The organism is Actinotalea sp. C106 (assembly GCF_023630195.1).
Classification (GTDB): Bacteria; Actinomycetota; Actinomycetes; order Actinomycetales; family Cellulomonadaceae; genus Actinotalea.
This window is the reverse complement of sequence record NZ_JALPKN010000078.1, coordinates 1-12122: the sequence shown is the minus strand read 5'-3', so window position 1 is coordinate 12122 and position 12122 is coordinate 1. Positions and strand designations below refer to the sequence as shown.

At 74.1% G+C, this 12122-nt stretch carries 11 protein-coding genes; 6 read left to right on the top strand and 5 right to left on the bottom strand.

Annotated features, from left to right (window positions below):
- Together L0B03_RS07440 and L0B03_RS07435 are read left to right on the top strand one after the other, a co-directional pair.
- Nucleotides 1-681: LiaF domain-containing protein (locus tag L0B03_RS07440; RefSeq protein WP_250445176.1), on the top strand; the 681-nt coding region annotated here is incomplete at its 5' end.
- Nucleotides 682-781: 100 nt separating this feature from the next.
- The gene (locus tag L0B03_RS07435; RefSeq protein ID WP_250445174.1) at nucleotides 782-1168 is read left to right on the top strand and encodes a hypothetical protein; all 387 of its coding nucleotides are present in this window, start codon (nucleotides 782-784) and stop codon (nucleotides 1166-1168) included.
- 111 nt (nucleotides 1169-1279) lie between these two features.
- Here the strand turns inward: L0B03_RS07435 and L0B03_RS07430 are convergent, their stop codons facing one another.
- Together L0B03_RS07430 and L0B03_RS07425 are read right to left on the bottom strand one after the other, a co-directional pair.
- The gene (locus tag L0B03_RS07430) at nucleotides 1280-1744 is read right to left on the bottom strand and encodes an aromatic ring-opening dioxygenase LigA (protein ID WP_250445172.1); all 465 of its coding nucleotides are present in this window, start codon (nucleotides 1742-1744) and stop codon (nucleotides 1280-1282) included.
- Nucleotides 1745-1895: 151 nt separating this feature from the next.
- On the bottom strand, nucleotides 1896-3020 hold the full coding sequence (locus tag L0B03_RS07425; protein WP_250445170.1) for a glycosyltransferase family 4 protein: 1125 nt from the start codon (nucleotides 3018-3020) through the stop codon (nucleotides 1896-1898).
- 113 nt (nucleotides 3021-3133) lie between these two features.
- Between L0B03_RS07425 and L0B03_RS19565 the strand changes: the two genes are divergently transcribed.
- Both L0B03_RS19565 and L0B03_RS07415 read left to right on the top strand, forming a co-directional pair.
- Nucleotides 3134-4672 (top strand): GGDEF domain-containing protein, encoded by a 1539-nt coding sequence (locus tag L0B03_RS19565; RefSeq protein WP_250445169.1) that lies wholly within the window; start codon nucleotides 3134-3136, stop codon nucleotides 4670-4672.
- Between the two features lie 100 nt (nucleotides 4673-4772).
- A complete protein-coding gene (locus L0B03_RS07415; protein WP_250445168.1) occupies nucleotides 4773-6218 on the top strand; it encodes a GGDEF domain-containing protein in 1446 nt (481 codons plus the stop codon).
- 67 nt (nucleotides 6219-6285) lie between these two features.
- Here L0B03_RS07415 and guaA read toward each other — a convergent pair whose 3' ends face one another.
- From guaA to L0B03_RS07400, 3 genes are all read right to left on the bottom strand, one after another.
- Nucleotides 6286-7833: a glutamine-hydrolyzing GMP synthase gene (gene guaA / locus L0B03_RS07410; RefSeq protein WP_250445178.1), complete on the bottom strand. Its 1548-nt coding sequence runs from the start codon at nucleotides 7831-7833 to the stop codon at nucleotides 6286-6288.
- Between the two features lie 89 nt (nucleotides 7834-7922).
- Nucleotides 7923-8366, bottom strand: a complete 444-nt coding sequence (locus L0B03_RS07405) for a hypothetical protein (protein ID WP_250445167.1) — start codon at nucleotides 8364-8366, stop codon at nucleotides 7923-7925.
- Nucleotides 8363-8806: a DUF3817 domain-containing protein gene (locus tag L0B03_RS07400; protein WP_250445166.1), complete on the bottom strand. Its 444-nt coding sequence runs from the start codon at nucleotides 8804-8806 to the stop codon at nucleotides 8363-8365. The genes L0B03_RS07405 and L0B03_RS07400 overlap by 4 nt, the downstream gene beginning before the upstream one ends.
- 73 nt (nucleotides 8807-8879) lie before the next feature.
- On the opposite strand from L0B03_RS07400, the gene L0B03_RS07395 reads away from it, so the two are divergent.
- Together L0B03_RS07395 and L0B03_RS07390 are read left to right on the top strand one after the other, a co-directional pair.
- Complete coding sequence (locus tag L0B03_RS07395; protein WP_250445165.1) at nucleotides 8880-10709, top strand: ABC transporter ATP-binding protein; 1830 nt, start codon at nucleotides 8880-8882, stop codon at nucleotides 10707-10709.
- Nucleotides 10690-12122 (top strand): ABC transporter ATP-binding protein (locus L0B03_RS07390; protein ID WP_250445164.1); only part of this gene is annotated, 1433 nt, incomplete at its 3' end. The genes L0B03_RS07395 and L0B03_RS07390, both read left to right, overlap by 20 nt.

Below are 12122 nucleotides of genomic sequence, written 5' to 3'. Positions count from 1 at the left end.
CCCCCTCCCGGGCCGAGGACCCCGCTGCCGCGCACCGGACCGCGCGGCCCCGGAGCCGGTGCCGTCGGTGCGGTCGTGGCTCTCGGGCTGATCGGCCTCGCGGTTCTCATGTACGCCGAGCGCGTCGGCGAGTTCACGGGGCCCGTCCTGCTCACGGCAGGGGCCGGGACCGTGGTCCTGGCCGGGCTCGCGATCATCATCTCGGGGCTGCGCGGCCGGACCAGCGGCTCCCTGGGCGCGCTCGCCGTCCTCGGGATCCTGGTGCTGCTGCCGCTGAGCGCCGTCGAACGCTCGTCGTGGACCTGGAACAGCTCGAGCACCGCGTTCGGCGACCTCGTCCACACCCCGCGCACCGTGGCTGAGGCCGAGGCCGGCTACTCCCTCGGTGCGGGCGAGGCCAGGATCGACCTGACCGAGCTCCCGTCCTCGCGGGACCCGATCGAGGTCACCGTCGACGTCGGCGCGGGTCAGGTCACCGTCGTCGTCCCCGAGGGCGGTGACGTCCTCGGGGAGGTCCAGGTCTTCGCCGGCGAGGTCGACTGGCTCGGGCAGTCGACGACCCGTGTGGGCGGCGGCACCACCTCGACCTACGAGTCCGACTCGGTCGCGGAGGGGGCCGAGGCCGAGCTGGTGCTCGAGATCTCCGTCGGCGCCGGGAGCGTCCGTGTCATCGAGGGCTGACGCCCCAACGCTCCTAGCACGCACCACCCGCGTCGCTCCGAGCCACCCCACCCCACCCGCAGCCACCGCCCCGCACGACCCGACAGCCCCGGAGGACCCCATGGACACCACCCCCCGCACCGCGGACGACAGCACCGCCCGGGAGACCGACACCGAGACCTTCCCCGCCGCCGCGGCGGCCACCGACGAGGCGGGCGGGGCCGAGTCCACGACCGAGCACCCCCCCACCGCCGCCGACACCGACCCGGTCACCGCCGGTACCACGGTCCCCGCGACGGCCCCCTCGACGAAGCCTGACCGGCCCACCCTGCGCGTCGGCACGGTCGTGTGGGGCCTGGTGCTGGCCGCGATCGGCGTCGGACTGCTCGCCATCGCGGCCGGGGCCGTCTTCGACGTCGAGCTCGCCGTGATCAGCCTGGTCGCCGTCGCCGGGGTCGGGCTGCTGGTGGGCTCGGTGGTCGACGGACGCCGACGCCGCTCACGCTGAGTCGGGTGCACGAAGAACGGCGGCCTCCGCAGCAGAGTTCTGCTGCGGAGGCCGCCGGGTGCGTCGCTGCGGTGGGGTGGGCGGTGCAGCGACGCAGCTCAGGGGTACCGGTCAGACGGACTGGACCGGGGTGTTCGCCGTGGTGACGGGGGCGGTGTCGACCAGCTTGCGCAGGGCCCAGCCGACCAGGATGAACAGGATGCCCATGCCGGCGGCGAAGGCCGCGATGCCGAAGGCGATGATCGAGGTGAACAGCGAGGCCCGCAGGAACGAGCCGTTCATGACGGTGGCGCGGACGGGGTCCTCGCGGTCGAGCTCGGCGTAGGTCTGGCCGCCGGCCATCTCGCGGGCGTGCATGTCGATGACCTCGGCCTGCAGGTAGGCGTCGATCGGGCCGTCCACGACGTTGCCCTGGAACATCGCGGCGTCCTCGCCAAGGGTGATGTTCTCGGCGACGAGCTGGTCGCGGACCACCAGGGCGGTGGCGGCGCCGGCGATGATCAGGACGACGCCGGCGATCATGGCGATGAGGCCGACGACCTTGACGGGCTTGGCGTTCGAGACAGTGGCGTTCATGGTGGTGAACCCTTCCCAGGACTGGCTTCCGGTGCGGACCGGTGCAGCCGGTCCGGTGAGCCCGTTCGCGTGAGCTCGTGGTGCCAGCCTGACAGGCCCTGTCGACCCCGTGGTGGGCCGATGGTCCCTGAGGCGGGGAGCCGAGAACGGGTCAGGCCGACCCGTGCCGGAGCGCCGCGGCGCGCGCGTACTCGCGCTCGGCCGCCTCCTGGGCGTGCTGCCAGTCGAAGACGGGGCCCTCGGCCCGTGCCCGCGAGCGCAGCCCGTCGAGCAGCGGCGTCTGGGTCGCGAGGGCCACGAGCGCCCGGGACAGCCCGGCGTCGTCGTCCACCACGAGTCCGTCGTGGCCGTCGGTGACGAACTCCTCGATCCCTGTCCCGCGGCGCGCCACCACCACCAGGCCGGCGGCCCGGGCCTCGAGGGCGGCGATGCCGAAGGCCTCGAGCTCGGCGGGGGCGAGGAAGACCGCCGCCGAGAGGTATGCCTCGCGCACCTCCTCCCGGGGGAGCCGACCGCGCAGCCGGACGACGGCGCCCAGGTCGCGCCGGGCGACCCGTCGGGAGATCGCCGCGCGCTCGGGACCGTCACCGATGAGGTCGAGGGTGAGGCTGCCCGGCTCGAGCTGCGTCATGGCGTCCGCGACCGCGTCCACCAGCGCGACGCCACGTTTGCGCGGTGCCAGGCGCATCGTCGCCACGCACCGCAGCGTGCGGTCCTCGTGAAGCGGGCCGGGCGTCCAACGGTCGAGGTCCATGCCGTTGGGCACCACGGCGACGCGCGTCTCGAAGGCCTCGCCCACTCGCCCGGCTGCCGCCGAGCTGACCGCGCTGAGCGCGGCCGGGGCCTGCGCCCACCGGGAACGCCGGACCACCGAGCGCAGGGCGGGCGTCACGCCGTCGAGCATGCAGTGCCAGGTGATGGCCAGGGGGACGCCGCGGGCGAGGGCGACCCGGGCACCGTCGAAGGCGAAGGGCGAGATCACCCCCGCGTGCACGTGGACGACGTCGGGGCTGTGCTCGGCGAGCAAGGAACGCACCCGTCGTGGAGCGGCCGGGTTGACCGGCAGGCCGAGGGCGGCGCGGGTCGCCAGACGGTGCACCTGCACGCGGTCGTCGACCTGCACGGCACCCGCCCGCTCCCCAGAGGGCCCGACGGTCGCGGTCAGGACGTGGACCTCGTGCCCCGCCCGCACCTGGGCCCGCGCCAGGTCGCGCACCTGGGACTCGATCCCCCCGGTGCGCGGCGCGTAGCAGTCCGAGACGTGGAAGATCAGCACCGGGTCAGGCTAGACCCCGCCCGGGGACGCAGGACGCGCGCGGGAGAGGCGCACAGCGGATGAGAACGGCGCGAACCACTCGCACAACGCCCTCGTCTGACGATGGGGTCTTCGTGACGCGTGTCCCCCGTCCGGCCCCGCCGGAGCCGACGCGGCCGGCCGTCGGGCCGTCCGCGCCCCGGGCGACCTCGGGGTCGAGCACCCACCGGGGTTTCGTCCTCGTCACCGCCGCCTTCCTCGTGGCATTCCTCGCGCTCGAAGGAGCCGCGCGGGACCTCGCCACGACGCTGACCTGCCTCCTGCCGACGGCAGCCGTCACGGTACGACTGCGGCGTGCGGCCCCGGCCGACCGGCCCCCGTGGTTCCTGGTCCTCGCCGGGCTGGTCGTCCTCTGCGTCTACAGCGCCGGGTGGATGGTCGAGCACCACCTCCTGGGTGCCCAGCCGCCCACGAGCCCGCTCGCGACCCTGGGCCTCCCGGTCGGCTACCTCCTGCTGGTCGCGGGCATGGCCCTGCTGGTGCGCCGACCGGTGCAGCGCGACGGAGGCACGGTGGTCGACGCCACGATCATCGCCCTCAGCCTCGCCCTCCTGCTGTGGGTGCTGGTCGTCGAGCCGCACCTGGACCCTGAGATCCCGACCTTCGTCCGCGTGCGGACCATGGCGGTCCTCGTGGCGGTGAGCGCGGTCGCCGGCGCCGTGGCCCGTGCCGCGTACCTCGCCCGCTCGCGCCGCCCCTTCCTCGTCTACGCCCTCGTCGTCGTCGTCGCGATCCTGCTCGGGACCCTCACGCGCGACCTCACCATGACCGCCGACGCCCCGACGGGGTCGACCTGGGCAGGCGCGTTCTGGATCGTCGCCTACGGGGCGGGGGCCGCCGGGGTGCTGCACCCGGCCGCTGCCGCCCTGGCCCCTGACGAGAGCCGGCCGGGCCGCCTGACGGTGGTGCGCCTGCTGGCCCTCGGTGCCGCGCTCGCCGTCTGCCCGGTCCTGCTCGGCATCGAGGAGGTGCGGCAGCTCGGGACGGACCCTCGGCTGATCATCGCGGCGAACCTGGTGCTCGTCCCCCTGGTCGTGGCCCGCCTCGCCCAGCTCGCCCGGTGGCACGCCGAGGCCGAGGACCAGCTCGCCCACCTCGCGACCCACGACGAGCTCACCGGGCTGCCCAACCGTCGCGTGATCGACGCCCGGGTCCAGGAGGCGCTGGCCCGCGCAGCCGCGGGGACGACCCGGGGCACCGTGGTCGCCTTCCTCGACCTCGACGACTTCAAGGAGGTCAACGACACCCTCGGGCACCGTGCGGGGGACCAGCTCCTGGTCGTGGTCGCCGACCGCCTCCGCGAGGCCCTGCGCCCGGAGGACCTGCTCGGCAGGTTCGGCGGTGACGAGTTCGTCGTCGTCATGGAGGGCGAGCCCGAGGTCCTCGTCGAGACCGTCCTGCCCCGACTGGCCTCGGCCCTCGACGACCCGGTGCTCCTCGGGGACCACGTCGTGCACGGGGCGGCGAGCGTGGGGGCGGTGCAGGTCGCCCCGGGGGCCGGCACCACCGCCGAGGAGGCCCTGTCCGCGGCGGACGCGACCATGTACGAGCGCAAGGCGGCCCGACGGCGGTTGCGCACAGCCACGGCCCTCGAGGAGCCGTCCACAGGCTGACCGGTCCCCCCGGCCTCCGGCGGGCTCGTGGGACACAATCCCTTGCCGAGGACCTCGACGCGCCGATGGGAGACGTGTGCAGCACCGTGGCTCGACAGGTGTGAACCTGGGCTTCGTCGTGCTCGCCGCCAGCCTGTGCCTGGCTTTCGTCCTGACGGACGGCGTACCGCGACGCGCCACCGTGGTGCTGTCCTCTGCCCTGGCCGCGGGGGTGCTGACCGTCCGGCTGCTCCGGCGACGGGTCTCGCGTCCTGGTCCCTGGTGGTTCGTCGTGGCGGCGCTCGTGGCTCTCACCGCGCACAACGTGCAGTCCCTGGTCCAGGTGGGCATCGAGGGCAAGCCCGCCGCGACGGGCGTCGGCCCGCTGCTCACCCTGCCGCTCGGCTACCTGGGCCTGCTCGTGGCGAGCATCCTCATCGCCTTCCCCTACGCGCGCCGCGACGTCGGCGGGGTCATCGACGCCGTGATCATCGCCCTCGGGGCCGCGAGCCTGGTCTGGGCCTTCCTGCTGCACCCGGCCCTGGTCGCCCTGGACGCGCCACCGGGTGTACGCCTGTACCGCCTCATGATCATCCTGCTCGTCAGCGGGATCACCGGGGCGGTGGTACGGGCTACCGCGACCAACCACCTCGCTCGGCCGGCGCTGGTGTACCTGCTCCTCGCCGTGACCCTGACCCTTGCCGGGAACGCGACCGGCGTCATGACCGAGGACCCCGGCACCGGTGCCTCGGCCTGGTGGATCGGTCTCGGGTGGATCGTGGCGTACCTCGCGCTGGGCGCCTCGGCGGCACATCCCTCGCACACCCACCTCGCCGACCCCCAGGTGCACCGCCGTCCCGGTCGGCTGACCTCGGGACGTCTGGTGTTCCTCGGCGTCGTGCTGGCCCTCAACCCCCTGCTCGCCGGCGCAGCCGAGGCTCTGGGCCAGCCGGTGGACTGGGTGCTGCTCACCACCGCGAGCGTGGCCCTGGTCCCGCTCGTCATCCTGCGGATCGGTCAGCTCGCCCGGCTGCACGCCGAGGCCGAGCACAAGCTCGCCCACCTCGCGAGCCACGACCAGCTCACCGGGCTGCCCAACCGCCGCGCCCTCGACGAGCACCTGGAGACCGCGCTCGGCCGGGTGCGGTCAGGGAGCAGCGCCGGGCTCGTGGTCCTCTTCTGCGACCTCGACGGCTTCAAGGCCGTCAACGACGAGCACGGTCACCACGTGGGTGACGGGCTGCTCGCCATCGCGAGCAGCCGGTTGCGTGGCGCCCTGCGGGCCCGTGACCTCGTCGCCCGGTTCGGCGGGGACGAGTTCGTCGTCGTCGTCGAGGGCGACCCCGACCTGACCGAGGGCGAGGCACGCGCGCGGATCCGCCAGGCCCTCGCCGACCCGATCCACACCCACGGCATCCTCGCCTCGGTGCGCGCCAGCGTGGGAAGCGCCTCGGTGCGTCGCGGGGAGGATGCGAGAGCGAGCCAGCTCCTCTCCAGGGCCGACGGTCACATGTACGCCGCCAAGCGAGCCCAGCGGGCGCCGACGTCCGGACCCGCCCCCCGCTGAGCCGGCACCGGCTGCGGACGGCTGAGCCGTCACCGGCTGGGAAGCACGAGCCGCCGAACGGGCGGGACTACTCCCACTCGATGGTGCCCGGGGGCTTGCTCGTGACGTCGAGGGCGACCCGGTTCACCTCGGGCACCTCGTTGGTGATGCGCGTCGAGATGGTGGCGAGCACCTCGTACGGGACCCGTGACCAGTCCGCCGTCATGGCGTCCTCCGAGCTGACCGGTCGCAGCACCACCGGGTGACCGTAGGTGCGGCCGTCCCCCTGGACGCCCACCGAACGGACGTCGGCGAGCAGCACGACCGGGCACTGCCAGATCTGCCGGTCCAGGCCGGCGCGCGTCAGCTCCTCGCGGGCGATCGCGTCGGCGGCGCGCAGCACCTCGAGGCGCTCCGCGGTCACCTCGCCGATGATGCGGATGCCCAGCCCCGGGCCGGGGAAGGGCTGTCGCCACACGATCGCGTCGGGCAGCCCGAGCTCGAGACCCACCGCGCGGACCTCGTCCTTGAACAGGGTCCGCAGCGGCTCGACGAGCTCGAACTGCAGGTCGTCGGGCAGCCCGCCCACGTTGTGGTGGGACTTGATGTTCGCGGCGCCCTCGCCGCCGCCCGACTCCACGACGTCCGGGTACAGCGTGCCCTGGACGAGGAACCGGACCTCCTCACCGTGGTCACCGCCCTCGGCGACGACCTCACGGGCTGCCGCCTCGAAGGTGCGGATGAACTCACGACCGATGATCTTGCGCTTCGTCTCGGGGTCGGTGACCCCCGCCAGCGCGACGAGGAACTGCTCGCGAGCGTCGACGACCTTGAGCTGCACCCCCGTGGCCGCCACGAAGTCCGTCTCGACCTGCTCGGCCTCGCCCGCACGCAGCAGGCCGTGGTCCACGAAGACGCAGGTCAGCTGATCGCCGACGGCGCGCTGGACCAGCGCCGCAGCGACGGCGGAGTCCACCCCGCCGGAGAGCCCGCAGATCACCCGGGCGTCGCCGACCTGCTCACGGACCCGCTCGACCTGCTCGGCCACGACGTTGCCAGCGGTCCAGTCGGCTGCGAGGCCCGCCCCGCGGTACAGGAAGTTCTCGAGGGCGTGCTGGCCCAGCGGCGAGTGCTTGACCTCGGGGTGCCACTGCATCCCGTAGAGCCGACGCGTCCTGTCCTCGAAGGCGGCGACCGGGGAGCCCGTCGAGGTCGCGAGCACCTCGAAGCCCTCAGGAGCCGCGTGCACGGCGTCCCCGTGGCTCATCCACACCGACTGCTCGGTGGGCGATCCGGTGAGGAGCACCCCGGCGTCAGGCACGTCCACGTGGGTGCCGCCGTACTCGCGGGAGCCGGTGTGCGCGACCGTGCCGCCCAGCGCCTGGGCCATCGCCTGGAAGCCGTAGCAGATGCCGAGCACGGGCACCTCGGCCTCGAACAGGGCCGGGTCGACCGAGGGCGCTCCCTCGGCGTACACGCTCGAGGGCCCTCCCGAGAGGATGATCGCCGCGGGGTCCTTGGCCAGCATCTGCTCGACGGAGGCCGTGTGCGGGACGATCTCGGAGTAGACGTGGGCCTCGCGCACCCGACGCGCGATGAGCTGGGCGTACTGGGCGCCGAAGTCGACGACCAGCACGGGCCGGTGCTCGGTCTGGCCCGTGGGGCCGGCATGGTCGGTCGCTGACGGGTCGGGCTGAGCGGCGTCCGGCTGGGCTGAGGTGTCGGTCACGCCGTGGAGTCTAGTGAGAGGACGCGGCGGGCCTGCCATCGGCCGAGCAGGACGGCGAGCACCCCGGTGAGGAGGAGCTCGAGGCCCAGGAGGGCCCCGTCGCCCCAGCCCGGCGTCACGTCGTAGCGGGCGACGACGAGGGCGCCGACCAGCGTGGTGACCAGCACGACCGGCAGCCCGACGACGAGCCAGGTCCACCAGCGCGCCCGACCGGCGAGCTCGGCACGCGAGGCCCACAGCAGGACCGCGACCGCCACCCCGACGCCAGCCGCGAGGATCCCCGCCGTCACCTGCACGACCTGGACGACCGCCAGCTGGTAGGGGCCGTCGATCGCCCCCGACAGGGCGAGCAGCGTGACCCCGAGACTCAGGACCACCCCGCTCACCAGAGCCGCGACCGACCCTCCGGCCCAGACGAGCAGCAGGCGTCCGGTGCTCATCCGCCGGTCCGGGGCCTGTCGACGTCCCGCACCGGGACCGCGCGCTTGGCCGGACGTCCGGCCACGACCTGGGCCAGCCCCTCGGTGTGCACACGCCGCTCGACGACGAAGGACATCACGGGCACGACCCCACCCAGGACCATCGCCGCGAGGCGGCCGAAGCCCCACCGCATCGTCGACCACAGGTCGACCACGGTCACGAGGTAGACCACGTAGATCCAGCCGTGGGCGAAGGGGATCCACTCGATCCACCGCAGCACCTCGGGCCCGGCGTCGAGCACGTACTTGATCAGCATCTCGACGACGAGGACGAGCAGCATCACCCCGGTGACCCACGCCATGACGCGGTAGCGGCGCAGGGCGCCCTCCGCCTTGGTGACCCAGCTCTTGCCCGCCACGTCGAGCCCTCCTGCGTTGCCTCGGGCGCTGTCGCGCTCCACCACCGTCCGGTCCATCCTGCCCCACCGAAAAGGCGTCGCCGGACGTCGGTGGGCGGGCCTACCGTTGTCCCTCGTGCGCTCCCTCCCGCTGCCCGACCCGGGCACCCCTCCGCTGACCTCGGCCGCCGCCTACCTGTGGTGGGTCGCCCGGCGGCAGGGCGGCCTGCTGCTCGGGAGCGCACTGGTCGGCATCGCCTCCGCGGTCTCCCTCGCTGCCCTTCCCCTCGTGCTGGGCATGCTGGTCGACGACGGGCTCGACCAGGGCCTGTCCCGCGAGCTCTGGTCCGGGGTCGGGCTGCTGCTCGGCGTCGGGCTCGTGCAGGTGGTCGCGAACGTCGTCGGGCACCGCCTGGACGTCGAGAACTGGCTGCGGGCCGCCTTCCGGACCTCGCAGCTCGTGGGCCACCACGTGAGCCGGACCGGAGACGCCGTGACGGCCGAGCTGCCCACCGGTGAGGTCGTCGCGACCGTCGCCTCGGACTCGCTGCGCGTCGGCGAGCTGTACTTCATCACCGCGCGCTTCGTGGGCGGGGTGGTGGCCTACGTCGCCGTGGCGTTCGTGCTGCTGTCGAGCTCGGTGACCCTCGGGGTCGCGGTGCTGGTCGGCCTGCCCACGGTCGCCGCCGTGCTCGCCCTGGTGGTCCGACCGCTGCAGCGGCGCCAGGCGGCCCAGCGTGAGGCCTCGGGCCGTCTGACGACCCTCGGTGCTGACACCGTCTCCGGGCTGCGGATCCTGCGCGGGATCGGCGGCGAGGAGGTGTTCGCGGGGCGCTACCAGGAGCAGTCGCAGAAGGTCCGCCGCGCCGGGGTCCGGGTCGCGCAGACCCAGTCGCTGCTCGACGCGATGCAGGCCCTGCTGCCCGGGCTCTTCCTCGCGGCGGTCGTCTGGTTCGGCGCGCGCCTGGCGATCACGGGCGAGATCACCCCGGGCCAGCTCGTCACCTTCTACGGCTACGCGGCCTTCCTCACCGAGCCCCTGACCGCCGCGACCCAGTTCGTGCAGAGCATGACCAGGGCCCGGGTCGGCGTCCGCAAGATCCTGCGGGTCCTGCGGGTGCCCGTCACCGGCGCCGACCTCGAACCCGGCTCGGGCTCGGCCTCCCCTGTCGCCGACGGCGAGGGCGGCACCACGATGACCGATCTGACCAGTGGTTTCACCGCACCGGCCGACCACGTGACGGCCCTGGTGAGCGCCGACCCCGACGAGACCGCGACGATCGCGACCCGTCTCGGGCTGCTCGGGGCCGAGCACGCGGAGGCCGCCGACCAGGTGCTGCTCGACGGACGGCCGCTGAGCGACCTCGGGCTCGCCGCGGTCCGCCGCCGGGTGGTGGTCGCCGAGTCCACCCCGCACCTGTTCACCGGCCTGCTCCGCGAGGAGCTCGACGTGCGGGGCACGGGGCTCGAGAGAGAGCTCCTCGCCGCCCTCGAGGTGGCCGACGCCGACGACGTCCTGACCTCGCTGCCCGGGGGCCTCGACGGCGAGGTCGCCGAGAAGGGCCGGTCCCTGTCCGGGGGGCAGCGTCAGCGCCTGGCCCTCGCCCGAGCGCTGCTCACCGACCCCGAGGTCCTCGTGCTCGTCGAGCCGACCAGCGCGGTCGACGCCCACACCGAGGCGAGGATCGCGACGCGGCTCGCCCAGGCACGGGCGGGCCGGACGACGGTCGTGGTCACCGCGAGCCCGCTGGTCCTGGACCAGGTCGACCAGGTCGTGCTCGTCGAGCAGGGCCGGGTGGTCGCCGAAGGCACCCACCGCGGCATGCTCGCCCATCCTGACCCGACGGTCTCGGCCCGCTACCGCGCCGTCGTCAGCCGGGCCGCGGCCGACACCGACCAGGCCTCGGACGAGGCCCACGCCCACCAGACCGACAAGGAGGCCCGCCATGCAGCTGCCGGTCGCTGACAGCGGTGCGCTGCGCGCGCACACCGGCGCCCTCCTGCGGCGCCACCGCCAGGGCCTCGCCCAGGTCTTGGCGCTGCACGTCCTCGCAGCCACCGCGGGCCTCGCGGGGCCCTGGCTGCTGGGCCGGATGGTCGACGCCGTCGCCCAGGGGACCACCACGGGGTACGTCGACCAGGCGGTCGGGATCCTGGTGCTGGCCGTCCTGACCCAGACGGTCCTGATCCGCTACGCGCAGCGCGGGGCGATGGTGCTGGGCGAGACCGTCTTCGCCGAGCTCCGGGAGCAGTTCCTGGGCACGGTCACCCGGCTGCCCCTGTCGACGGTCGAGCAGGCCGGGACCGGGGACCTCGTCGCGCGCACCACGAACGACATCGACCGCGTGCAGCACACGGTCCGCTTCGGCGTCCCCCGGGTCCTGGTGACCTCCGCGACGATCACGCTGACCCTGGTGGCGGCGGTCGTGGTCAGCTGGCAGGTGGCCGCGGCCATGCTGGTCGGGCTCCCGCTGCTGCTCGTCACGACCCGGTGGTACCTGCGTCGCGCGGCGCAGGGCTACCTGCGCGAGTCAGCGGCGTACGCGACCCTCAACGGGACCATCACCGAGACGGTCGAGGGGGCGCGGACCATCGACGCCCTGCGACTCGGCGCCCGCCGACGCGCCCGCGTCGACGACGACCTGCGCACAGCCTTCCGCGCGGAGCGGTACACCCTGTGGCTGCGCACCGTGCTGTTCCCCGGGGTCGACCTCTCCTTCATCCTGCCCGTCGCCGCGGTCGTGGTCTGGGGCACCTACCTCGTCTCGACCGGGTCGGTCTCGGTCGGGGCCGTCACGACCATCGCGCTCTACGCGCTGCAGGTCATGCACCCCATCGGGGAGCTGATCTTCTGGCTCGACGAGATCCAGGTCGGCGCGACCTCCCTCGCACGGATCATCGGGGTCGACGCGGTGCGCCCGGACCGGACCGTCCGCGAGGACGCACGGCCCACCGGCGAGCACGTCGAGGCCCAGGGGGTGCGCTACGCCTACCGTCCGGGGCAGGACGTCCTGCACGGCATCGATCTCGACCTCGGCGTGGGCGAGAGGCTCGCCGTCGTCGGGCCCTCCGGGGCGGGCAAGTCGACCCTCGGCCGGATGCTCGCGGGCATCCACCCGCCCACCGGCGGTCAGGTCACGGTGGGCGGCGCCCGCCTGGTCGACCTCCCCCTCGAGGAGCTGCGCGGCCACGTCGCCCTGGTCACCCAGGAGCACCACGTCTTCGTCGGGACCGTCGAGCAGAACCTGCGGCTGGCCCGCCCCGAGGCCGAGGACGGGGAGCTGCGCCGCGCCCTGGAGGCCGTCGACGCGTGGGAGTGGGTCGACGGCCTGCCGGCCGGTCTCGCGACCGAGGTCGGCTCGGGGGGCACGGCGCTCAG